Source organism: Variovorax sp. 20P10.2.4 (assembly GCF_058244205.1).
On sequence record NZ_JBZAYE010000024.1, the window covers coordinates 1 to 21,831 of the forward strand.

General features: G+C 67.2%; 21 protein-coding genes. 10 read left to right on the top strand and 11 right to left on the bottom strand.

The features are described 5' to 3' along the window. The 4 genes from AC27VN_RS04215 to AC27VN_RS04230 all read right to left on the bottom strand — a co-directional run. The coding region (locus tag AC27VN_RS04215; protein ID WP_490875734.1) for an acetyl-CoA carboxylase biotin carboxylase subunit at positions 1–1,359 on the bottom strand (1,359 nt) is incomplete at its 3' end. A gap of 37 nt (positions 1,360–1,396) precedes the next feature. Continuing rightward, complete coding sequence (locus tag AC27VN_RS04220) at positions 1,397–2,551, bottom strand: acyl-CoA dehydrogenase family protein (RefSeq protein WP_490875735.1); 1,155 nt, start codon at positions 2,549–2,551, stop codon at positions 1,397–1,399. 21 nt (positions 2,552–2,572) lie between these two features. Next, a complete protein-coding gene (locus AC27VN_RS04225) occupies positions 2,573–4,192 on the bottom strand; it encodes an acyl-CoA carboxylase subunit beta (protein WP_490875736.1) in 1,620 nt (539 codons plus the stop codon). Between the two features lie 86 nt (positions 4,193–4,278). Next, positions 4,279–5,085, bottom strand: coding sequence for a TIGR03084 family metal-binding protein (locus AC27VN_RS04230; protein WP_490875737.1), 807 nt, complete (start codon positions 5,083–5,085; stop codon positions 4,279–4,281). A 307-nt stretch (positions 5,086–5,392) separates the two neighbouring features. On the opposite strand from AC27VN_RS04230, the gene AC27VN_RS04235 reads away from it, so the two are divergent. The 7 genes from AC27VN_RS04235 (at position 5,393) to AC27VN_RS04265 (ending at position 13,325) form a co-directional block, all read left to right on the top strand. Further along, on the top strand, positions 5,393–6,268 hold the full coding sequence (locus AC27VN_RS04235; RefSeq protein ID WP_490875738.1) for a branched-chain amino acid ABC transporter permease: 876 nt from the start codon (positions 5,393–5,395) through the stop codon (positions 6,266–6,268). 17 nt (positions 6,269–6,285) lie between these two features. After that, positions 6,286–7,362: a branched-chain amino acid ABC transporter permease gene (locus tag AC27VN_RS04240; RefSeq protein ID WP_490875739.1), complete on the top strand. Its 1,077-nt coding sequence runs from the start codon at positions 6,286–6,288 to the stop codon at positions 7,360–7,362. Next, positions 7,359–8,174 carry an ABC transporter ATP-binding protein gene (locus AC27VN_RS04245; protein WP_490875740.1) on the top strand — a complete coding sequence of 272 codons (816 nt, stop codon included), beginning with the start codon at positions 7,359–7,361 and terminating at the stop codon, positions 8,172–8,174. The genes AC27VN_RS04240 and AC27VN_RS04245 overlap by 4 nt, the downstream gene beginning before the upstream one ends. Further along, positions 8,171–8,968, top strand: a complete 798-nt coding sequence (locus AC27VN_RS04250) for an ABC transporter ATP-binding protein (RefSeq protein WP_490875741.1) — start codon at positions 8,171–8,173, stop codon at positions 8,966–8,968. Before AC27VN_RS04245 ends, AC27VN_RS04250 begins: the two co-directional genes overlap by 4 nt. A 2-nt stretch (positions 8,969–8,970) precedes the next feature. Next, on the top strand, positions 8,971–10,827 hold the full coding sequence (locus AC27VN_RS04255) for an AMP-dependent synthetase/ligase (RefSeq protein ID WP_490875742.1): 1,857 nt from the start codon (positions 8,971–8,973) through the stop codon (positions 10,825–10,827). Positions 10,828–10,863: 36 nt separating this feature from the next. After that, positions 10,864–12,099, top strand: a complete 1,236-nt coding sequence (locus AC27VN_RS04260) for an ABC transporter substrate-binding protein (protein WP_490875743.1) — start codon at positions 10,864–10,866, stop codon at positions 12,097–12,099. Between the two features lie 95 nt (positions 12,100–12,194). Further along, positions 12,195–13,325, top strand: a complete 1,131-nt coding sequence (locus AC27VN_RS04265) for a lipase family protein (RefSeq protein WP_490875744.1) — start codon at positions 12,195–12,197, stop codon at positions 13,323–13,325. A 48-nt stretch (positions 13,326–13,373) separates the two neighbouring features. Here AC27VN_RS04265 and AC27VN_RS04270 read toward each other — a convergent pair whose 3' ends face one another. Next, positions 13,374–14,357, bottom strand: a complete 984-nt coding sequence (locus AC27VN_RS04270; protein ID WP_490875745.1) for an NmrA family NAD(P)-binding protein — start codon at positions 14,355–14,357, stop codon at positions 13,374–13,376. A gap of 130 nt (positions 14,358–14,487) precedes the next feature. Between AC27VN_RS04270 and AC27VN_RS04275 the strand changes: the two genes are divergently transcribed. Further along, positions 14,488–15,300, top strand: coding sequence for an enoyl-CoA hydratase-related protein (locus tag AC27VN_RS04275; protein WP_490875746.1), 813 nt, complete (start codon positions 14,488–14,490; stop codon positions 15,298–15,300). Positions 15,301–15,334: 34 nt separating this feature from the next. On the opposite strand, the gene AC27VN_RS04280 is transcribed toward AC27VN_RS04275, so the two are convergent. Beyond that, positions 15,335–15,790, bottom strand: coding sequence for a hypothetical protein (locus AC27VN_RS04280; protein WP_490875747.1), 456 nt, complete (start codon positions 15,788–15,790; stop codon positions 15,335–15,337). A gap of 128 nt (positions 15,791–15,918) precedes the next feature. On the opposite strand from AC27VN_RS04280, the gene AC27VN_RS04285 reads away from it, so the two are divergent. Next, complete coding sequence (locus AC27VN_RS04285; protein WP_490875748.1) at positions 15,919–16,830, top strand: bestrophin family protein; 912 nt, start codon at positions 15,919–15,921, stop codon at positions 16,828–16,830. Positions 16,831–16,848: 18 nt separating this feature from the next. Here the strand turns inward: AC27VN_RS04285 and AC27VN_RS04290 are convergent, their stop codons facing one another. The 5 genes from AC27VN_RS04290 to AC27VN_RS04310 form a co-directional block, all read right to left on the bottom strand. Continuing rightward, the gene (locus AC27VN_RS04290) at positions 16,849–17,340 is read right to left on the bottom strand and encodes a flavin reductase family protein (protein WP_490875749.1); all 492 of its coding nucleotides are present in this window, start codon (positions 17,338–17,340) and stop codon (positions 16,849–16,851) included. A gap of 1 nt (position 17,341) precedes the next feature. Next, positions 17,342–18,925: a 4-hydroxyphenylacetate 3-hydroxylase family protein gene (locus AC27VN_RS04295; protein WP_490875750.1), complete on the bottom strand. Its 1,584-nt coding sequence runs from the start codon at positions 18,923–18,925 to the stop codon at positions 17,342–17,344. 170 nt (positions 18,926–19,095) lie between these two features. After that, positions 19,096–19,899 (bottom strand): 2-oxo-hept-4-ene-1,7-dioate hydratase, encoded by an 804-nt coding sequence (hpaH, locus tag AC27VN_RS04300; protein ID WP_490875751.1) that lies wholly within the window; start codon positions 19,897–19,899, stop codon positions 19,096–19,098. 10 nt (positions 19,900–19,909) lie between these two features. Beyond that, complete coding sequence (locus tag AC27VN_RS04305) at positions 19,910–20,596, bottom strand: flavin reductase family protein (protein ID WP_490875752.1); 687 nt, start codon at positions 20,594–20,596, stop codon at positions 19,910–19,912. A 24-nt stretch (positions 20,597–20,620) separates the two neighbouring features. After that, positions 20,621–21,079: a VOC family protein gene (locus AC27VN_RS04310; RefSeq protein ID WP_057589787.1), complete on the bottom strand. Its 459-nt coding sequence runs from the start codon at positions 21,077–21,079 to the stop codon at positions 20,621–20,623. A gap of 141 nt (positions 21,080–21,220) precedes the next feature. On the opposite strand from AC27VN_RS04310, the gene AC27VN_RS04315 reads away from it, so the two are divergent. After that, complete coding sequence (locus AC27VN_RS04315; RefSeq protein ID WP_490875753.1) at positions 21,221–21,781, top strand: MarR family winged helix-turn-helix transcriptional regulator; 561 nt, start codon at positions 21,221–21,223, stop codon at positions 21,779–21,781. Positions 21,782–21,831 lie beyond the last annotated feature (50 nt).

Here is a 21,831-nt window from a genome sequence, read left to right on the forward strand (position 1 = left end):
ATCCTGGTGTTGCCCGATGAATGCCGTGGTGGCGCCGCCGGCCGCGAAGACCGGGTGCGCGAGGCAGTCGCGCAGAAAGGCCTGGTTGGTCGTCACGCCGAGCGCGACGGCGTCTTCCAGGCCCGCCATCAGCTTGCGGCGCGCCTCGTCGCGCGTGCGGCCATGGCCGATGATCTTGGCGATCATCGAGTCGTAGAACGGCGGGATCTCCGCGCCCGAACGCAATGCATCCTCGACGCGCAAGCGCGCCGGCATCTTCCACAGCGCGACCGTGCCGCTCTGCGGCATGAAGCCCTTGTCCGCATCCTCGGCGCACAGCCGCACCTCGATGGCGTGGCCCGAAAAGCGCACCTGCTCCTGCGTGAGCGGCAACGCCTCGCCCGCGGCAACGCGCAGCTGCAGCTCGACCAGGTCGAGCCCGGTGACGGCCTCCGTCACCGGATGCTCGACCTGCAGCCGCGTGTTCATCTCCATGAAATAGAAGTTGCCCTCGCGGTCGAGCAGGAATTCGAGCGTGCCGGCGCCTTCGTAGCGGATCGCTTTCACGGCCGCGACGGCCGTCGCACCCATGCGCTCGCGCAGCGCGGCATCGACGGCCGGCGACGGTGCCTCCTCGATCAGCTTCTGGTGCCGGCGCTGCACCGAGCAATCGCGCTCGCCCAGATGGATGGCGTTGCCGTGGCGGTCCGCGAAGATCTGGATCTCGATGTGCCGCGGCTCCACGATGGCGCGCTCGAGGATCACCTCGGGATCGCCGAAGGCGCTCTGCGCCTCGGAGCGCGCGCTGCGCAGCAGTTCGGGAAACTCCCGGGCCGAGGGCACCAGCCGCATGCCGCGGCCGCCGCCACCGGCCGTGGCCTTGATCATCACCGGGAAGCCGATGCGCGCGGCCTCCGACGCCAGGCGCTGCTCGCCCTGGTCTTCGCCCTGGTAGCCGGGAATGCAGGGCACGCCGGCGGCCTGCATCAGCGTCTTGGCGCCGGCCTTGTTGCCCATCGACACGATGGCTTCGGCCGAGGGGCCGATGAACACCAGGCCCGCGTCCTTGCAGGCCTGCGCGAAGTCCTCGTTCTCGGCCAGGAAGCCGTAGCCCGGATGCACGGCGTCGGCGCCGCTCAGGCGCGCGGCCTCGATGAGGGCCGGGATGCGCAGGTACGACTGGGCCGGCAGCGGCTCGCCGATGCAGACCGACTGGTCGGCCTCCAGCACGTGGCGCGCGCCGGCATCGGCGGTGGAGTAGACCGCCACGGTGCGGTAGCCGAGCGCGCGTGCGCTGCGGATCACGCGCAGCGCGATCTCGCCGCGGTTGGCGATGAGGACCTTCTGGAAAGGCGTCGAGGTAGAGGTGAAGTCGGTCATGGAAGCGGGTCCGGAAAAGAGACGACGAACGCGCGGCTCAGGCCGCCTTGGGAAAGGTGCCCATGAACTTGCTGAGGATCTGCAGCATGACCTCGTCGGCGCCACCGCCGATGGAGGTCAGCCGACCGTCGCGGAAGATGCGCGTGATGCGGCTCTCGTCCATGAAGCCCATGCCGCCCCAGAACTGGAGGCAGCCGTCGGCCACCTCGCGCATGACGCGGCCAGCCTTGAGCTTGGCCACGGTGGCGGTGCGCGTGGCGTCCCGGCCCGCGACCCTTTCTTCCACCGCCTGCCAGCAGATCGCCTTCAGGCACGCGACCTCGGCCTGGAGCTCGGCCAGCTTGTAGTGCACCCACTGGTTGTCGAGGATGGAGCGGCCAAAGGCCTTGCGCTCCCGCGTGTAGTCGATCGTGATGTCGATCGCGCGCTGGGCCATGCCGGCGTTGTTGAGCGCGCCCCACAGCCGCTCGACCTGGAACTGCTCCATCTGGTACATGAAGCCCATGCCCTCCTCGCCGATGCAGTAGCGCTGCGGCACGCGCACGTCGTCGAAATGCAGCTGCGCGGTGTCCGAGGCATGCATGCCCAGCTTCTTGAGCTTGCGCGCGACGCTCACGCCCGGCGTCTTCATCGGGACCACGATCAGCGACTTGTTGCGATGCGCCGCGCCGTCGGAGGTGTTGGCCAGCACGCAGCAGAAATCGGCCTGCGTCCCGCTGGTGGTCCACATCTTGCCGCCGTTGATGACGTAGTCGCCGCCGTCCTTGCGCGCCGTGGTCCTGATCGAGGCCACGTCCGATCCGCTGCCGACCTCGGACACACCAAGGCAGGCCACGTACTCGCCCGCGATCGCCGGCGTGAGGAACTCGTCGCGCAGCGCCTTGCTGCCGCGGTGCGCCAGCGCCGGCGTCGCCATGTCGGTCTGCAGGCCGATGGCCAGCGGCACGCCGCCGCAGTCGATGTTCGCGAGGGTCTCGGCCATCAGGGCCGCGTACGAAGGGTCGAGGCCCGCGCCGCCGTTCTCCACCGGCATGGTCAGGCCCAGCAGGCCGAGCTCGCCCATGCGGCCAAACACCTGGTGGGCCGGGAAGATCTCGGCCTTCTCCCATTCGTCCACGTGCGGGTTGATCTCCTGCGCGATGAATCGCTCGAGGGTGCCGCGCAGCGCTTCGTGTTCGGGTGTCAGTTGCATGATGTCTTTCGTCGTTCTCGTTCAGGGCCGCGCCACCGAGAACTGCATCGGCTGCGGCTTGCGCAGTTCGGCATCGCGGCAGATCGACAGCAGCTCCGCCAGCACCGTGCGGGTGTCGCGCGGATCGATCACGCCGTCGTCGAGCAGCCGCGCGCTGGTGTGGAACACGCTCATCTGACCGTCGAAGCGCTCGATGATCCGGCGCTCCATGTCGTCGAGCCTGGCCTGGTCCACCGCGCCCTTGCGCTTCATGGCGGCCTCGGTGACGATGGACATGGTCTTGGCTGCCTGCTCGCCGCCCATCACGGCCGTCTTGGCGTTGGGCCACGAGAAGCAGAAACGCGGATGAAAGCCCCGGCCGCACATGCCGTAGTTGCCGGCACCGAACGACGCCCCGCAGAAGATCGTGATCTGCGGCACGGTGGCGTTGGTCACGGCCTGGATCATCTTGGAGCCGTGCTTGATGATGCCGGCCTCCTCCACGTCCTTGCCCACCATGAAGCCCGTGATGTTGTTGAGGTAGAGGATCGGCGTGCGCGACTGGCAGCAGGCCTGGATGAAGTGCGTGGCCTTGGAGGCGCCGGCCACGTCGATCGGCCCGTTGTTGGTCACCACGCCCAGCGGCAGTCCCTCGATCTTGATGTGGCCGACCACCGTGGCGCTGCCGTAGTTCTCGCCGAACTCCAGGAACTCGGAGTCGTCTGCGATGCGTGCGATCACCTGCCGCATGTCGACCGGGCGCTTGGGGTCCATCGGCATGATGCCCAGCAGCTCTTCCGCATCGTGGCGCGGCGGCTTGAAGCGCCGCGCCGGCTCGGGCGGCACATCGCGATGCCAGTCGATGTTCGCGACGATCTCGCGTGCGATGCGGATGGCATCGCGGTCGTCTTCGGCCAGGTAGTCGCCCAGGCCCGAGATGTGGGTGTGCATCACCGCGCCGCCCAGTTCCTCTTCGGTCGCGACCTCGCCGGTGGCGGCCTTGAGCAGCGGCGGCCCGGCCAGGAAGGCCCGCGAGCGGCCCCGCACCATCACGATGTAGTCCGACAGGCCCGTCTGGTAGGCGCCGCCCGCCGTCGAGGAGCCATGCGTGACGGTGATCACCGGCAGGCCCGCGGCCGACATGCGCGCGATGTTGCGAAACAGGTTGCCGCCGACCACGAATTCCTCGACCCGGTAGGTCATGAGGTTGGCGCCCGCGCATTCGACCAGCTGGATATAGGGCAGCTTGTTCTCGAGCGCGATTTCCTGCATGCGCAACTGCTTGTCGATGCCCATCGGCTGCAGCGCGCCCGCATCGATGCCGGAGTCGGAGGCATTGATCATCACGCGCACGCCGGAGACCCAGCCGATGCCGCCGATCACGCCGCCGCCCGGCACGCTCTTCTCGAGGTCGGGGTTGTCCAGGCCGAGGCCGGCCAGCGAGCCGATCTCGAGAAACGGCGTGCCCGGATCGAGCAGCAGCGACAGGCGCTCGCGCGGCAGCAGCTGGCCGCGCTTCTCGAAGCGTTCGCGCGATCTGGCCGATGTGGTGACCGAGCGCTGCTGGTAGCCGCGCACGCGCTCGATGAGGGACAGCATGCCGTCGCGGTTGGACTGGAAGGTCTCGCTGCCCGGAGAAACACTCGATTCGATGGTTGCCATTTGCGGTTGCCTTGAAGGGATAGAAAGCAGCTTAGGCAAGCGGGTGCAAATCGTCTTGCGCGCAGTCGCTGCCGTCGATCGCCGGGTCAGGAGGGGTACGAGACCTTGCGCACGCCCGGTGCCGGTCCCTGCGCGGGAGGACCCGCGAAGCACTGCGCCATCGACAGCCATTGGCGGGCGCTGCCGTCGCTGTAGCGCAGCGCGGTGTCGTCCAGGTGGCGCCGCTGCGTGACGACGAGGCAGAAGTCCGTGGCCGACCCACGCACGAACTCCGTCGCGGCCGCATCGCCCCAGGTCCATGTGCCGCCGTCGGGCGCGGCCAGCTCCACGCGCGGCGTGGGCACCGGCACGGTCAGCTTGCGATTGACGAAGGTCCAGCCGAAGGTATTCACGCCGATATGGGCGATGTGCCGCAGCCGCGCGGTGGCCGGCCGCTCGCGTCGCATCAGGTCCCACACGTCCTGGCCATGAGCCCAGACCTCCATCACCCGGGCCGAGGCAAAGGACAGCGCGCTCATGCTGGGCCCGTACCAGGGCAGGCGCGTCCTCGGGGCCAGGGACTGCAGTGCGTCGACGAGCCGCATGGCGACCGGCTCCCACCGCGCCAGCAGCGACGCGCCATCGAGGTGGGCGTACTTCTCGCGCGCGATCGCGCTGATCTCGTGGCCCGCCGCGATCCGCGCCATCAGGCCCGCGGCATCGCGCGCGAAGGCGTCGCTATCGGTCGCCGACAGCAGCGCGGTTTCGTCGAAGAAGCAGGTGTGGGCGATCTCGTCCCAGGCGCTCCATCCGTAGAAGGCGGTGGTCTGGCTCCACTGCGCCGGGCTCAGGCTGCGCGCCAGGTCGGCCAGCGCCATGTACTCGGCACGCAGGTCGTCGGTTGTCTCTTTCATCGATCGCTCCTCTTCTTTCGGGGCGCGGCATTCGGTGCACGCCGTGGTCGACGCAAGGCTATCGAACGAAGGCGAGCAGGTCTTGCGCCGAAGCACTGCGCAACACGGCGCTTCGGCGCAAGCGTTTTGCGGACGCGCTCGACAAGCTGATGGTCCGCGCGTGCACCGCCTGCCGATCGGGTCGATCGGTCGCCGCATGCGCATGGCAGCTGCATACAACGTCTCGACGCAAGACCGCGCGCCATCGAAGCCCTAAGGTTCGCGCCACGACAAAGGCCGGATGAACCGGCCGAGAAGGAGACATCTCTTGCAGTGGGTACAACTCGCCTTTTCGGGCGTTTCGCAGGGCTGCATCTACGGCCTGATCGCGCTGGGTTTCGTGCTGATCTACAAGGCCACGGAAACCGTCAGCTTCGCGCAGGGCGAGCTGATGATGCTCGGCGCCTTCTGCGGCCTGGCGCTGACGACGCTGCTGGGCGTGCCGTACTGGATCGCGGTGGTCAGTGCCATCGCGGCGATGGCGCTGTTCGGCGTGCTGCTCGAGCGCATCGTGGTGCGCCCGATCCTGGGGCAACCGGCGTTCTCCGTCGTCATGCTGACCTTCGGCATCAGCTACGTGATGCGCGGGCTCGTCACCATGGTGCCCGGCATCGGCACCGAAACCCACGCGCTGCCGGTTCCCTACAAGGACGAAGTCTGGAACGTGGGCCCGCTGGTTCTCAACGGCGAGCAGGCCACGGTGATCGGCGCGACGGCCGTGCTCTGCTTGCTGCTGTTCGCGATGTTCAGGTACAGCAAGGTCGGCATCGCGATGCAGGCCTCCTCGCAGAACCAGCTGGCCGCCTACTACATGGGCATCCCGGTCCAGCGGCTCAACGGACTGGTGTGGGGACTCGCAGCCGCCGTCGCCGCGGCGGCCGGCCTGCTGCTCGCGCCGATCACCTTCGTGCACGCCAACATGGGCTTCATCGGGCTCAAGGCCTTTCCCGCTGCGGTGATCGGCGGCTTCGGGAGCTTGCCGGGCGCCATCGTCGGCGGCCTCGTCATCGGCCTGGTGGAGTCTTTCTCGGGCTTCTACCTGCCCGACGGCTTCAAGGACACGGCCGCCTACATCGTGGTGCTGGCGATGCTGATGGTCAGGCCCAACGGCCTGTTCGGCGAGAAGCTGCGCAAGAAGGTCTGAGACAGAGGAACGACGACATGCAATACCTCTTCAAGACCGGCTACGGCCAGGATGTCGACCTCGCCCGGCACGGCGGCCATGTGTTCTGGTACGGCACGCTGGCCGTGCTGCTGGTCGCTGCGCCGTGGCTCATCGCCGAGTACTGGCTGGCGCAGATGACCTTCGTGCTCATCTACGCGATCGTGGGCCTGGGGCTGATGCTGCAGGCCGGCTTCACCGGCCTGTTCTCCATCGGCCAGGCGGCATTCCTCGGCGTCGGGGCCTACACCCAGGGGGTGTTCACCAACATGGGCGTTCCCTTTCCCATCGCCATGGCCCTGGCCGGCCTGCTGTCGGCGGCGGTGGGCGCCGTGGTCGGGCTGCCCGCGCTGCGCGTGAAGGGCATCTACCTGGGCATCGCGACGCTGTCCTTCGGCTTCATCGTGGAAGAGGTGATGGCGCGCTGGGAGTCGGTCACCGGCGGCAACGCGGGCCTGCACGTCAAGCATCCCGACCTCTTCGGCTTCAAGGTGGACACGGCGACGGGCTTCTACTTCCTGTGCCTGCTCATCTGCGTGGCCTCGACGCTGGCCATCCTCAACCTGCTGCGTTCGCCGACGGGCCGGGCCTTCGTGGCCATTCGCGATTCGGAGGTCTCGGCGCAGAGCATGGGCATTCACCTGGCGCGCTACAAGACCTTGTCGTTCGCGCTTTCGGCAGCGCTGGCGGGCATTGGCGGCGCGCTGTACGCGCACAAGATTTCCTTCATCTCGCCCGACCAGTTCGGCGTGCTGCAGTCAATCGACCTGTTGCTGCTGGTGGTGATCGGCGGGCTGGGGTCCGTGCACGGCGCGTTCCTGGGCGCGATCTTCCTGATCACGCTGCCCCAGGCGATCTCGCTGACCAAGGACTACCTGCCGGCGGCCATCGGCCAGGCGCCGGGCCTGCAGAGCGTGGTGTACGGCGTGGTGCTGATCGGCTTCGTGCTGTTCGAGCCGCTGGGCCTGTACGGCCGCTGGCTCAAGGTGCGCACGTACCTCGAGCTGTTTCCGTTCTACCGCCGCGGCCTGTTCAAGCGGCAGAAATCCTTCCAGAAATCGGACCGGCTGAAATGAGCCCGAACCTCTCTTCCCCCCTGCTCGCAGCCAGGGACCTCAGCGTGCGCTTCGGCGGCGTGCTCGCGGTCAACAAGGTGAGCTTCGAGGTGCAACGCGGCGAGGTGTTCACGCTGATCGGTCCCAACGGCGCCGGCAAGACCACGGTGTTCAACCTGATCAGCCGCATCTACACGCCCACGTCCGGAAGCATCGAATACGAGGGCCGGCTGCTCACCGACCAGCCGCCCCACCGCATCGCCTCGCTGGGCATCGCGCGCACGTTCCAGAACATCGAGCTGTTCGAGCACGCCACGGTACTGCACAACCTGCTGATCGGGCGCCATACCCATCACCGCAGTGGCCTCTGGAGCGAGATGCTCTTCCTCGGCAAGGTGCGCCGGGCCGAAATCGAAACGCGCGAGAAGGTCGAGGAAGTCATCGAGTTCCTCGGCCTGCAGCACCACCGCGACGCCCTGGTGGCAGGCTTGCCCTACGGCGTGCGCAAGGTGGTGGAGCTGGCGCGCGCCCTGTGCACCGAACCCAGGCTGCTGCTTCTGGACGAGCCGTCGTCGGGCCTGAACGTGGAAGAAACCGAAGACATGGCGTTCTGGATCCAGGACATCCGCGACGAACTGGGCATCACCGTGCTGATGGTCGAGCACGACATGGCGCTGGTCTCGAAGGTGTCGGACCGCGTGCTGGCGATGCACCACGGCGAGGTGCTGGCCATGGGCACGCCGCGCGAAGTGCAGAACGATGCGGGCGTGATCGAGGCCTACCTCGGCTCGATCGACGACGTCAGCAGCCTGCGCAGGGAGGTCGCGGCATGAACGCATCGATCGACAGCGAGAGCGAGCCGGCCGTGCTGAGATTGCTCAACATCGAATCGGCCTACGGTCCGATCAAGGCCATCCGTGGCGTCAGCCTGCAGGTGCGGCGCGGCGAGATCGCCACCGTGCTGGGCTCGAACGGGGCTGGCAAGACCACGATCCTGAAGACCATCTCCGGGATCATCGATCCGCGCAAGGGCAGCATCGAGTTCAAGGGTGCGGGCATCGACGGCAAGGACCCCGCGTACATCGTGCGGCAGGGGCTCTCGCATGTGCCCGAGGGGCGCGAGGTGTTCCCGCTGCTGTCGGTGCAGGACAACCTCGCGATGGGTGCCTACACCCGCCAGGACCGCGACGGCGTGGCGCGCGACCTGGAAGTGGTGTACCGCTATTTCCCGATCCTGAAGGACCGCGCGGCGCAGGACGCCGGCCTGCTCTCGGGCGGCCAGCAGCAGATGCTCGCGATCTCGCGCGCCATCATGGCCGCGCCCGAACTGATTCTGCTCGACGAGCCCAGCCTGGGCCTGAGTCCCAGGCTGACGAAGGAGATCTTCGAGATCGTCGTCCGCATCAACCGCGAACGAGGCACCACCATTCTCCTGGTGGAGCAGAACGCCAACATGGCCCTCAACGCATCCGACCACGGCTACGTGCTGGAGAACGGCCGCATCGTGATGGAAGACACCTGCGCGCGCCTGCGGGAAAAGGACGACATCAAGGAGTTCTACCTCGGCATGAAGGAAGCCGGCGTTCGCGGCGAGCGGCGCTGGAAAAAGAAGAAGACCTGGAGATAGAGATGTCCGTGCTCTGGAATGCCCACCTCATCCGGCCCGATGCCCGCGCCCTGCCGCCCGGCGACACGATTCCGGGGCTGTTCTGGAATGGCGTGGACCAGCGCGGATCGCGCACGTGGCTGCGCCAGAAGAAGCTGGGCATCTGGCGCAGCTGGAGCTGGCGGCAGACGGGCGACGCCGTGCGCGAGATCGCCGGCGGCCTGATGAGCCTGGGCTTCGCACCCGGCGACACGGCCTCCATCCTCTCCAACACGGTCGTCGAATGGGTGCTGGCCGACATGGCCGTGCTGTCCTGCGGCGGCGTGTCCAACGGCATCTATCCGACCGATGCCGCGAGCCAGGTGCAGTACCTGTGCGCGGATTCGGGCACGCGCTTCCTGTTCGTGGAAGACGACGAGCAACTGGACAAGGCGCTGGAGGTGCGCGGGCAGTTGCCCGGCCTGACGCGGATCGTGGTCTTCGACATGAAGGGCCTGCGCGAGCTCGACGATCCCGGGGTGCTCAGCCTCGCCGCGCTGCGCGAGCTCGGGGCGGCCTACGTGGCACGGCATCCGGACGAACTGATGCGCAGGGTCGAGGCATGCAGGCCGGCCGACCTGGCCATCCTGATCTACACCTCGGGCACCACCGGCAAGCCCAAGGGCGCGATGCACAGCCATGCGGGACTGGTCTACAGCCTTCACGGCATGCACGGGATCCTCCCGCAGAACGAGGAAGACCAGCGCATGTGCTTCCTGCCGCTGTGCCACGCGGCCGAGCGCATCTTCGGTGCCTACATGGGTCTGCTCACGGGCACCGTGCTGAACTTCGTGGAGAACCCCGAGACCGTGCCGGAGAACGTGCGCGAGATCTCGCCGACGGTCTTCGCGGGCGTACCGCGGATCTGGGAGAAGTTCCATTCGGGCGTGGTGATCGCGCTGAAGGAGGCCAGTGCCCTGCAGCAGGCTGCCTATGCGTGGAGCATCGGCGTCGGCAACCGGATCGCCGACAGGGTGCTGGCCGGCGATCCGGTGGGCGCAACGCTCAAGCTGAAGTTCACGCTGGCGCGCTGGCTCGCGCTGAACAACGTGCGCAAGCTGATCGGCATCCATCGCGCGCGCTTCCTGGTCACCGGCGCCGCCCCGATCTCGCCCGAGCTGATCCGCTGGTATCTCGCCCTGGGCATTCCGATGGTGGAGATCTGGGGCATGACCGAGACCGGTGGCGCCTCGACCTGCAACCCGATCGCGCGCATCCGCCTCGGCACGATCGGGCCGGCAACCGCCCACAACGAAGTGCGCATCGACCCGGACACCGGCGAGATCCTGGTGCGCGGTGCGAACGTGTTCATGGGCTACCTGAACCAGCCCGCCAAGACGGCCGAGACCATCGATGCGCAAGGCTGGCTGCACACCGGGGACGTGGGCGTCGTCGACGACGAGGGCTACTTCCGCATCACCGACCGCATGAAGGACATCATCATCACGGCCGGCGGCAAGAACATCACGCCCAGCGAGCTGGAGAACGAACTCAAGTTCTCGCCCTACATCACGGATGCGGTCGTCATCGGCGACAAGCGCGCCTACCTCACGGTGATCGTCATGATCGACCAGGAGAACGTCGAGAAGTTCGCGCAGGACAGCGACGTGCCCTTCTCCAACTACGCGAGCCTCACACGCGCACCGCAGGTCCAGGAGTTGATCCAGTCCGAGCTCGATCGCGTGAACAGGAAATTCGCCCGCGTCGAGCAGATCAAGAAGTTCTTTCTGCTCGACACGCAGCTGTCCGCCGAGGACGAAGAGCTCACGCCCACGATGAAGCTCAAGCGAAAGCTCGTGCAAGAAAAGTACGCCGCGCAAATCGAAGCGATGTACCGGTAGGCCTGTTCGATCCCATCCCCCAAGAAGGAGACATCCATGAAACGAAACCGCTTCGCCGTCCTGGCCCTGATGGTCCTGAGCGTCGGACTCGCACGCGCCCAGAACGCCGACCAGGGCGTGAGCAAGACCGAGATCAGGCTGGGCACGATCGTCGATCTTTCCGGCCCGGCCGCCAGCTACGGCAAGGCACTGCGCAACGGACTGCAACTGCGCTTCGACGAGATCAACGAACAGGGCGGCATCGAAGGCCGCAAGATCAAGCTGGTGGTGGAGGACTCGGGCTACGACCCCAAGAAGTCGGTGCTGGCCGCGCAGAAGCTGATCAACCAGGACAGGGTCTTCCTGCTGACCAGCGTTCTCGGCACGGCACCGAGCCTGGCGGCGATGCCGCTGCAGCTCGAGAAGAACGTCATCAGCTTCCTCCCGGTGAGCGCGGCGCGCGAGATGTACGAGCCCGTCAACCGCCTGAAGTTCGCGTTCTTCGCGACCAACTACGACCAGATGCGCACCGCGGCACCACGGCTGGTCAAGGAGCAGGGACTGAAGAAGCCCTGCGTGATCTACCAGGACGACGACTTCGGCCAGGAGGTGCTGCGCGGCAGCGAGGCCGGCTTGAAGCTCGTGAACATGGCGCTGGTGGAGAAGACTTCCTACAAGCGCGGAGCCACCGATTTCTCCTCGCAGGTCGCGCGGATGAAGGCGGCGGGCTGCGACCTCGTGATGATGGGCACCGTGATCCGCGAGACCGTGGGCACGATCGCCGAGGCACGCAAGACCGGCTTCAACCCGGTCTTCGTCACCTCCTCGGCCGCCTACAGCGACCTGATCCACAAACTGGGCGGCAAGAACATGGACGGCCTGTACGCGATCATGACCGCGCAACACCCCTACCTGGACGACGCATCGCCCCAGGTGCGCGCCTGGGCCAACAAGTACAAGGAACGCTTCAGCGAAGAGCCCAACACCTTCGCGGTGTACGGCTACTACGGCGCGGATGCCTTTGCACGCGCGGCCCTGAAGGCCGGGCCCGACCTCGGCACCGACAGCTTCATCAAGGCGATGGACAGCATCGTGATCCCACGGGACATCTTCGGCGCACCAGAGGCCAGCTTCACCGCCACCAGGCGACTGGGCAGCCCCTATTCGCGGCTCTCGCAGATCCAGGACGGCAAGTGGAAGGTGGTGTCCGACTACGTGAGCTTCAACGGCCTGAAGGAGGTCAGGCAGAAGGACGGCAGCGTCAAGATGGTGTCGGAGTTCTTTCCCGAATGACGGCCGCGCCTGCAACCATCGTCGGAGCCTGCCGGCTCCGGCTGGCCTGGGCCGTTGCGGCACTGGCCCTGCTCGGCCTCGGGTCCCCGCCCACGATGGCGGGGCCGCTGGACGACCCGCGCAACGACGCCTTCTACACGCCGCCCGCCCCGCTGCCGCCGGGACCGCACGGCACCCTGATTCGTTCGCGCCCCTTCGTGCCGGTCGGCCTGCTCGCCTCGGGCTGGCAGATCATGTACAAGTCCGCCGACGCCAGCGGCAATGCCGTGGCCGTCACCGGTACCGTGCTGGTCCCCTGGACCCCCTGGTTCGGCGGCAACCGTCCGCTCATTGCCTGGGCGACCGGCACGCAGGGGATGGCGGACAACTGTGCCCCCTCGCATCAATATGCGATCGGCACCGAGTACGAGGTGCTGCTGGGTGCCCCTGCGTTGACACTGGCACGGGGCTGGGCCATCGCGATGACCGACTACCAGGGCATGGGCACGCCGGGCGACCAGCCCTACCTGGTCGGAAGATCCGAAGGACAGGCCGTGCTCGACGCCGCGCTGGCGGCGCAGCAACTGACCGCGGCCAACCTGTCGGCCACCGGACCCGTGGGCATCATGGGCTACTCCCAGGGCGGCCACGCCTCGGCCTGGGCCGCCGAGCTGCAGCCCGGCTACGCGCCGATGCTGAAGCTCAAGGGCGTGGCGGCCGGTGCCGGACCGGCCCGCATCGACGGACGCTTCTACACCCAGAACAACGGCGGCCTCTTCGGCGGCGCGATGATCTACATGCTGATGGGCATGAACGCGGCCTACCCCGAACTCGACCTGCCATCCCTCCTCACCGACTATGGGCGGCACGTGGTGGCGGATGCGCGCGACAGGAAGTGCTTCATCGAGATGGTGGCCAGCTATCCCGGCACCAGCGATGCGGTGCTGGTCGATCCACCGGGCATCCTCGATCGCCCGGACTGGAAGGCCCGCCTGGCGCAGAACCGCACCGGCTCGGTGGCGCCCACCGTTCCCGCACTGCTGTATGCGGGGCTGCTCGATGAGGTGGTTCCGTACCCGGTCAGCAGACAGCTGTTCACCGACTGGTGCGCCGCCGGCGCGAAGGTGAGCTTCCGCACCATCGGCATCACGGAGCACGTCAGCGGCATGCTGCTGGGCTGGCCACTCGCCTTGGGGTGGATGGCGGACCGGTTCGCCGGGGAGAGCGCACCGTCCGACTGCCCCTGAATCTTTCCAGCCACTCCCTTGACGTGCCCTGCCGGCTTCCACCGGAAGTCAGGCAGGCGCTGTGCCCACGGACTTCGGAGCCTCGCCGAGCAGAGCCGCCCTGTTCTCGGCGATCCATATCCGCAGCGTCCCGCCGCGAGTCCCCGTCAGCATCTCGAGGATGTCGCTCCTGCGCCAGATGGTCGAGGCGCCGCGCTCCCACTCCATGTACTGCAGGAAGTAGCGCAGCTTCACGTCCTTGCCCTCGGCCAGCGGGCCGAAGGACCGCACGTAGCGCTCGACCGAATCGTCGTAGGCGATGGGCTCGCCCAGCACCTCGCCCAGCAGCGCCGCCGCTTCGCGAAAGGTCATCAGGTCGTGGCCGTTGTCGAGCTGGTAGACCTTGCCGAGGTGGTGGCCGTTCGCGGACAGCAACAGGCAGGCTCCGGCCTTGCCCACGTCGCGGTCGTCGATGAAGGCCATGGTGCGGTCGTAGGGCACGAGCAGCGTGCGTTCGTTGACGAGGCTGCGGAAGAACAGCCGCGTGAAGTCCGACATCAGGTAGGCCGCGATGTTGAGATAGGTCACGGGCAGCCGCGCGCTGTCGATCACCCGGCGCGCGCGCACATGCTGGATCGCGGTGCCGCCATCGAAGGCGCGCAGGTTCAGCGGCACGTCGTCCTCGGTGTGAACGCTCGATGGATCGCCGGTCACGCGCACCAGGTGCTTGAGCGTGCCGGCATGCCGCGCGGCGGCCACGACGTTGATCATGGCCGCGGTCTCGTCGAGGAAGTCCGGCGTGACCACGAAGGCCCCTTCCATGCCGTCGAACGCCCGGATCATGCCGGGAAGGTCGAGGTAGTCGGCGACGATCACCTCGGCATCGGAAAAGCGCGCACGCAGCTGCGCGGCCTTCTTTTCCCTGCTCGTGACCAGCCGCAGGCGCGTCTGGGGCGATACGTCGCGCAGATGCCGTGCGACGGCACCGCCGATCAAGCCGCTGGCGCCGAAAACGAGGACGCTCGCGGGGATGGATTTGGGTGTGTGGGTCATCGACTCATCTTAGGAACGGGCCACCCGCGCGTCTTGCGTGCAGCCACTGCGCGAGCGGCAGCGTCCTGCCGCAAGACGCCGGACGGCCTCGGCGCTAAGGTGCCCTGCCAACTTCGACGCCTGCGACACCATGATCAAGACCACCCTGCAAGACGGCATCGCCACCATCGCCTTCGACCGCCCCGAGGCCCTCAATGCGCTGACGCGCGACACGGGCACGCTGGGATTGGCCGCGCTGCAAGGCGCGATTCGCGAGGGGGCCCGCGCGGTGATCCTCACCGGCAACGGGCGGGCCTTCTGCGCCGGTGCCGACCTCGCGGCCGCGGCCTCGCTGGTGAACGGCCTCGCGCAGGACGGCGAGGAAGACATCGGGCTGCGCATGCAGGAGACGCTCAATCCGCTGGTCGAGGCCCTCTCCGCGTCGCCGGTGCCGGTGATCAGCGCCGTCCATGGCGCCTGCGTGGGCGGCGGCGCGGGCCTGGCGCTGGCCGCGGACCTGGTGCTGGCCGGGCGCTCCGCCTACTTCATGCTGCCGCAAGCGCCGATGCTGGGCTTCGTTCCCGATCTCGGCGCGACCTGGCAGCTGCCGCGCAGGGTCGGCCGCTCGCGTGCCTTCGGGATGTCGCTGCTGGGCGAGCGGATCCCGGCCGAGCAGGCGCAGGCCTGGGGCCTGGTCTGGAAGTGCGTGGACGATGCCGTGCTGATGGAAGAGGCCATGGCCCTCGCACGCAAGCTGGCGGCCATTCCTTCCGCCGCCTTGCGCGCGACCCGCGAGCTGCTCGATGCGGCACCGGACACCACGCTGCACGATCAGCTGGAACAGGAGCGTCTGGTCCAGATGAAGCTCTTGCGCTCGCCTTTCTTTCAAGAGGCCTGCGCGCGCTTCGCCTCGTCTTCTTCGAGCAAGACATCGAAAGAGCAGGCCGCAGGAGCGCATCGCTGAGGCATGGGGCGGCCGATGCCTTCGGCCGCGCGCCTCAGCCGCCCGCCGGCCGCGCCCTGCGCTCGAACATCGGCACCGTCACGCCCTTGGCCTCGCTGCCGTCGGCCTTCCACACCAGCGTGTCGGCCGGGAACTCGTCCTTGCGCGTCATCGCATCGACTCGGGACGCGACCAGCGCCACGGCCTCCTTGACCTCGGGATTCCACGCGAAGACGCCCGCACGGCCATACCAGACCACCGGCGTGGCGGCGTCGAGGCGGCGGTCGGGGCACATCGTGATGCGGCGTTGCGCGAGCACACGCAAGGCACCGACGCCCACGGCGCGGATGCCGGGCCGGGTGCGCTCGGCGGAGTGGCCCGGACACACGAGCGCTGCCTGCTCGATCGCGTTGTCATAGACCTGGGCATCGCTCTGTGCGTGGGCCTGGACGGCGACGAGGGCGCCGAGCAGGGCGAGGCCGGAAACCGGCCATGAAAGACGGTGTGGCATGCGTATCTTCCTCCTGGTTCATTCATCGGTCGACGAACAGATCGCCGGGTGCATTCTTGCAAACACCGCGCGGGCCGCCTGTAGGCCGAGGACGCACGGGCCGCGGCGCTGGCGATAATGGCCGCCCCATGATCGTCCGCCCCCGTCCCCACTGGCTGCGCATGCTGTTCGTCTGGCACGGCTCGGTGCTGTCGTCGATCGTGCCGCAGCTGCTGTGGACCACCGGCTTCGCGATCCTCGTGACCGTGCTGCATGGCCGGCTGTTCCAGTGGAAGGTGCCGCTGAACTTCGTGCCCTTCTCGCTGATCGGCCTCACGCTCGCCATCTTCCTGGGCTTTCGCAACGGCACGAGCTACGCGCGCTACTGGGAGGCGCGCACGCTCTGGGGCACGCTGCTCAACGAAACGCGCACGCTGGTGCGCCAGCTGATCACGCTGCTGCCCTCGCGCGAGGGCACCGAACTGCCGGTCGCGCGACTCATCGCCTTCGTGCACGCCTTGCGGCATCAACTGCGCGGCACCGATGCCGCGGCCGACCTCGCGCGCCTGCTGCCGGAAGAGGATTGCGCGCGGCTTCGGTCCGTGCGCTTCAAGCCCGCCGTGCTGCTGCTGATGGTCGGCGAATGGCTGCAGGCGCAGCGACTGCAGGGCCGGCTCGCGCCCGAGCTCGCGCAGGCCATCGAGCTGCCAATGGGCCGGCTCACCGAGGCACTGGGCGGCTGCGAGCGCATCGCGGGCACGCCGATCCCGTTCACCTATGCGGTCATCATCCACCGCACCATCTACCTCTATTGCGTGCTCCTACCCTTCGGGCTGGTCGATGCGATCGGCGCGATGACGCCGGTGGTGGTGGCCTTCATCGCCTACACCTTCTTCGCGCTCGAAGCGCTCGGCGCGGAGATCGAGGAGCCCTTCGGCATGGAGCCCAACGACCTCGCGCTCGACGCGATGTCGCACACCATCGAGGCGAGCGTGCGCGAGATGATGGGCGAGACGCTGCCGGCGCCGAGCGCGAAGGGCCAGGGGTACGTGCAGACCTAAGCGGTCCGGGCCGCGCGCCTACGCCGTCGCCGGCTCGAGGCCGGCCAACCGGTGATACCGCCCCCCGAAGTGCAGCAGCGGCGGCCCGCCTTCGTGGCCGATCTGCTCCACGCGCCCGACGAACAGCGTGTGGTCCCCGCAGTCATGGTGCGACTCGTGCGCGGCCACGATCCTCGTGAGCGCATGCTGCAGGACGGGTGCGCCCCATTGATGGCTGAAGCGCGGCGCCTCGGGCGCCCTGGCCTGGTTCGCGAAATGGCTGCTGACCTCCTGCTGCGCGGCATTCAGCACGCTCACGCCGAAGCGATCCGCGCCAAGCAGGAGGTCGTGCATGCGGCTCTTGCGATCGATGCACAGCACCACCAGGGGCGGAGCGAGCGAGCCCGACATGAAAGCACTCGCGGTCATGGCATGCACCCCGTCGTTCCCCTCCACGGCGATCACCGTGATGCCGGTCGCGAAGCTCGCCATGGCTCGCCGGAAGTCGGCGGGAGCGATCTGGCTGCTCATCTCAGAGGCCTCCCCGCACCGCCTCGCCGGCGGCGCGAAGGTCCGGCGCCAGCCAGCCGTCGAGCCCGTATTCCGACATGCATTGGTCGACAAAGCCCTTCATCTGATCCGTCAAGCCGCTGTGTTCGGCGACCGTGAGCGGGTCGAGCCGGCTCTGCTCGTAGCTGCCGGAATAGTTCATCTCGTAGAGTTCGTGCCGCGACGCAAACTCGGAGCCGACCGCGTCCCAGAGCAGCTTCAGCACCTTCACCCGCTCTTGCGCGTCGATCCCGTTGGAACCGCGCACATAACGGTCCAGGTAGCCGCGGATGGCGGGATTCTTGAAGTCGGCGCCATGCGACGGCAGATAGATCAGGCCGCTGGCGACGGTCTTCTGGATGAGGTTGCGAACGCGGGAGTAGGCATCGGACTGGATGGTCCTGTAGCCGAGCGCCGTATGCACGTTCGGCGCGCAGTAGCCGTCGCCCCAGGGCTGCGCCGAATTCGCCATGGCATCGGACAGGCCCCACATCACGTTGCGCAGCCCGATGGCCTCGCCCACGGCCGCCTGCACGCCGCGGAACTCCTTCGATCCCGTGATCTCGACTGCCTTGAGGAACAGGCCGACGATGAAGTCGAGCTTCACGGCCAGTCGCGTGCAGCCGTGCATCAGGGTGCGCCCGAGGAAGCCCGACTGCTTGATGAAGGTGTTCGAGAGGTCGACGCCGTACATCAACACGTCCTCCCACGGGACGAAGACCTTGTCCAGGATCAGGATCGAGTCGTTCTCGTCCAGCCGGCTCGACAGCGGCGCGTCGTACGGACTGCCCATCACGGCCGCGGCCTGTTCGTAGGAGTTGCGGCAGATCAGCTTCACGCCGGGCGCGCCCGTGGGCACGATGAAGATCGGCGAGAACCGCTTGTCCTTGTGCACCACGCCGTAGTGGCCCACGAACGTCCATTGCGTGAGCGCCGCGCCCGTGGCAACGACCTTGGCACCGCTCACGATCAGGCCGGCATCGGTCTCCTGCTCCACGCGGATGAAGACGTCGGACTGCTCGACCGGCAGCGAGCGGTCGACGGGCGGGTTCACGATGGCATGGTTGATGTAGGGCACGCGGCGCCTCGAGAAGTCGTACCACCGGTCGGCGTTCGGCTGGTACTCGGCATAGGCGCCCTCGTTGGCGCCCAGGGTGCCGATCCACGCTGCCTTGTAGTCGGGCGTGCGGCCCATCCAGCCGAAGGTCATGCGCGACCATTCGGCAATGGCATCGCGGCTGGCCACCTGCTCCTGCACGCTGCGCGGCGCCTGGAAGAAGCGATGCGTCACATAGCCCTCCCTGCCCTCGATCGGCACGGTCATCAGTGCACGGCGCTGCGGATCGTGCATGGCGTCGTACAGGCGCGCCGTCATGCGGGCGGCATTGCGAAACGCCGGGTGACTCACCACGTCGGCGACGCGCTCGCCATTGATCCAGACTTCGCGTCCGTCGTTCAGGCTGCGCAGGTACTCGTCGCCCGTGTAGATCCCCTCGTGGCCTTCGCCCTTGAGAAATCCGGACAGGTCCTTGCCCTGGAAGGCCTCTGCGTTCATCGATCGGTTCATTGCGTTCTCCTTGTGAAAGTTCATCGGTCCCAACATGTTTCGCGTGACTGACTATCTGCCACACGAATGAAATCGCTTCGCGCGTCTTCGATGGACGCACCGCTCCCGCTGCAGGAGCGCAGGCTCTTGCAGTTCCAGGTCGCGAAGTCGCTTGAAAAGAGGCGCTGTGCCTAAGCCAGCCGAAAGCTCACCGAGCCGAGCGGCCCGTAGTCCGCATGGAAGCTGTCGCCCTTGAGGCCGGCCACAGGCCGGGTGAAGGAGCCCGAAAGCACCACCTCGCCGGCCGCGAGGTGCTCGTCCCATTGCGCGAGCTTGTTCGCCAGCCAGGCCACGCCGGTGGCCGGGTGGTTGAGCACCGCCGCGGCCACGCCCGACTCCTCGATCACGCCGTTCCGGTGCAGCAGCGCACAGACCCAGCGCAGATCGACGGCATCGGGCTTGACCGGCCGGCCACCGAGCACGATGCCCGCGTTCGCCGCGTTGTCGGCAATGGTGTCGAACACCTTGCGCATCGCCCGGGAATCGCGGTCGAACTGCTCGATGCGCGCATCGATGATCTCGATCGCCGGCACGACGTAGTCCATCGCGGCGAGCACGTCGACGAGCGTGACTCCCGGTCCCTGCAGCCTCCGGCCGAGCACGAAGGCCAGTTCGACCTCGATGCGCGGCGCGATGAAGCGCTCGAAGGGAATGTCGCCGCCCTGCTCGAAGAACATGTCGTCGAGCAAGGTGCCGTAGTCGGGCTCGGTGATCTGGCTTGCCTGCTGCATGGCGCGGGAGGTCAACCCGATCTTGTGGCCCTTCACCGTGCGTCCTTCGCCGCGCTTGAGCTTCATCCATTCGCGTGCAATGGCATACCCGTCCTCGATGCCCATGTCCGCGAAGCGCTTGGAGAAATGCTCGACCTGCACGCGGGACTTCTCGCTGCCTTGGAGCTCCAACGCCAGGCTGCGGATCAGTTCAGCTGAAAGCATGCGCGTCTCCTCAGGCCCGATCGCCGTCGCCCACGCGCGCGCGCAGCGATGCCAGCGCCGGGTCGGCCTGCTTGATCGCCTCCCAGCGATCGACGGACGGCGTCACCAGTTGGAACGGGTCCTTGACCTGGCAATACCAGCCGGGGTTGTGAAGCCGTGCGATGAGATCCATCGGTACCGGATCGAAGTGCATGGCCTCCCGATCGACGATGGCCTTGTCGGTGATGTAGGCCCCCACGATGTCCGCGATGACCAGGCTGCGGCGGCCGTCGATGTCGATGCTCTGCCGCGTGCGGCATTCGTAGGACGCAGGACTGTCCTCGATCCGGGGCACGCCGACGCTGCGGCAATCGACCAGTTGCAGCCCTGCCTCGGCCGCTTCATCGACCTCGTGGGGGAATTCGATCGCGGTCACGTTCATGCGCCGCGCCTGTGACGCCGACACCAGGTTGACGACGAACTCCCCCGTGGCGGCGATGTTCAGCGCCGTGTCCTTGAGCCGGCCCTGGCGCGAACCGATGCACACGCAAAGGATCGGAGGGTCGCCTGCCAGCACGTTGAAGAAGGAAAAGGGTGCGACGTTCACCGCGCCCGACGAATTGCGTGTGACGATCCACGCGATCGGACGCGGAACGATCGTCGAATGCAGCAGCTTGTTGCGCTGCTCCGCGCTGAGTTCCGGGAGTGAGAAGTACATGCCGACTCGCTTCGAACCGTGGGCTCAGGCCTTGCTGCCGGCATCGGCTTGAGCCTGGCCTTGCGGCACGCCGGGACGGCGGGCGTTCTTCTGATGGATCTCCACCATGTTTCCCGCCGGGTCGTGGATGAACAGTTGCTTGAGGCTCGGCGAAGCCACGTTGTCGAGCGTGAAGTAGCCGACACCCCGACGGATCAACTCCTCTTCGGCCGCCAGCACATCCTCCACGCCGACGGCGATGTGGTTCTTCACGGGGTCCTGCCCCGGGCCCTTGGCATAGGGAGAAGGACCATCGCTGCCGAGGATGTGGACCTGGGTGCCGTTGGGCAGATTGATCCAGTACCCGTGAATGCCGGGGATGTTCCAACGCGTCTCGTCCTGCGGCAACTGAAGCAGGTCTTGATAGAAGTCGCGCATCTCGTCGGCGACAGCGTTGCTGACACCGAATCCGACGTGGTGCAGTTCCAGAACTTTGATGGGCATGGCGATCCTTGAGGTTGTGAAGAGCCGAAGCGGTCGAAGCGGGATGCCTCGACCATTTAGTACGGTAGACGAATGATACGTGTGACGTACTATCTGTTTGCCTCAGGGATTTCCCGAGTGCTCTGCTAGGATCGGATTCACATGAAAGCGCAGAACCGAGCCGCCAAGGCGGACCCCATCGAGCGCAGCGCGGCGCAGGCCGCCGCGCCGCACCTCGAATTGCTCAAGCAGACGAGTTCCAGGGAGCTCAACCCCAAGTTCGCCGCGGCCGGCCTCCTGATGCTCTGGCTCAGCGACGACGTCACGGCCTCCGTCAATGCGCGGCTCGCGGCGTTCGGCGTGACGGAGAAGAAGTTCGACATCCTGATGCTCTTCGGGCTGGCCGAGCGAGGCCTCCTGGAGGTCAAGGCGCTGACACCGAGCTACATCTCCGAATACTTCGACGTGACCCGCTCCAGCGTGACCGGCCTGCTCGATTGGCTGGAAGACCGAAAGCTCCTGGCCCGGCGTTCGCACACCGAAGATCGCCGCAGCCTGCTGCTGGAACTCACGCCGAGCGGGCGCAAGCTTCTCAACGAGGCGCTGCCGCATTTCTGGCACGCCTGCGAGTCGATCGCCTCTGCGCTGACGGCCAAGGAATGCGAGACCCTGCAAGCCATTCTTGGCAAGGTCTGGGTGCACTTGAAGGCGCACGCCAGCTGAGCAACCGGCGGTCGATCCCATCGAGGCTCGCAGCGCCAGACCCCGAGCCC

Excerpts from the sequence above, each read along its gene's own strand:
- AC27VN_RS04220 (WP_490875735.1), bottom strand. The coding sequence starts at position 2,551 with ATGCAACTGACACCCGAACACGAAGCGCTGCGCGGCACCCTCGAGCGA.
- AC27VN_RS04225 (WP_490875736.1), bottom strand. The coding sequence starts at position 4,192 with ATGGCAACCATCGAATCGAGTGTTTCTCCGGGCAGCGAGACCTTCCAG.
- AC27VN_RS04230 (WP_490875737.1), bottom strand. The coding sequence starts at position 5,085 with ATGAAAGAGACAACCGACGACCTGCGTGCCGAGTACATGGCGCTGGCC.
- AC27VN_RS04240 (WP_490875739.1), top strand. The coding sequence starts at position 6,286 with ATGCAATACCTCTTCAAGACCGGCTACGGCCAGGATGTCGACCTCGCC.
- AC27VN_RS04245 (WP_490875740.1), top strand. The coding sequence starts at position 7,359 with ATGAGCCCGAACCTCTCTTCCCCCCTGCTCGCAGCCAGGGACCTCAGC.
- AC27VN_RS04250 (WP_490875741.1), top strand. The coding sequence starts at position 8,171 with ATGAACGCATCGATCGACAGCGAGAGCGAGCCGGCCGTGCTGAGATTG.
- AC27VN_RS04255 (WP_490875742.1), top strand. The coding sequence starts at position 8,971 with ATGTCCGTGCTCTGGAATGCCCACCTCATCCGGCCCGATGCCCGCGCC.
- AC27VN_RS04260 (WP_490875743.1), top strand. The coding sequence starts at position 10,864 with ATGAAACGAAACCGCTTCGCCGTCCTGGCCCTGATGGTCCTGAGCGTC.
- AC27VN_RS04265 (WP_490875744.1), top strand. The coding sequence starts at position 12,195 with ATGGCGGGGCCGCTGGACGACCCGCGCAACGACGCCTTCTACACGCCG.
- AC27VN_RS04270 (WP_490875745.1), bottom strand. The coding sequence starts at position 14,357 with ATGACCCACACACCCAAATCCATCCCCGCGAGCGTCCTCGTTTTCGGC.
- AC27VN_RS04275 (WP_490875746.1), top strand. The coding sequence starts at position 14,488 with ATGATCAAGACCACCCTGCAAGACGGCATCGCCACCATCGCCTTCGAC.
- AC27VN_RS04280 (WP_490875747.1), bottom strand. The coding sequence starts at position 15,790 with ATGCCACACCGTCTTTCATGGCCGGTTTCCGGCCTCGCCCTGCTCGGC.
- AC27VN_RS04285 (WP_490875748.1), top strand. The coding sequence starts at position 15,919 with ATGATCGTCCGCCCCCGTCCCCACTGGCTGCGCATGCTGTTCGTCTGG.
- AC27VN_RS04290 (WP_490875749.1), bottom strand. The coding sequence starts at position 17,340 with ATGAGCAGCCAGATCGCTCCCGCCGACTTCCGGCGAGCCATGGCGAGC.
- AC27VN_RS04295 (WP_490875750.1), bottom strand. The coding sequence starts at position 18,925 with ATGAACCGATCGATGAACGCAGAGGCCTTCCAGGGCAAGGACCTGTCC.
- hpaH (WP_490875751.1), bottom strand. The coding sequence starts at position 19,899 with ATGCTTTCAGCTGAACTGATCCGCAGCCTGGCGTTGGAGCTCCAAGGC.
- AC27VN_RS04305 (WP_490875752.1), bottom strand. The coding sequence starts at position 20,596 with ATGTACTTCTCACTCCCGGAACTCAGCGCGGAGCAGCGCAACAAGCTG.
- AC27VN_RS04310 (WP_057589787.1), bottom strand. The coding sequence starts at position 21,079 with ATGCCCATCAAAGTTCTGGAACTGCACCACGTCGGATTCGGTGTCAGC.
- AC27VN_RS04315 (WP_490875753.1), top strand. The coding sequence starts at position 21,221 with ATGAAAGCGCAGAACCGAGCCGCCAAGGCGGACCCCATCGAGCGCAGC.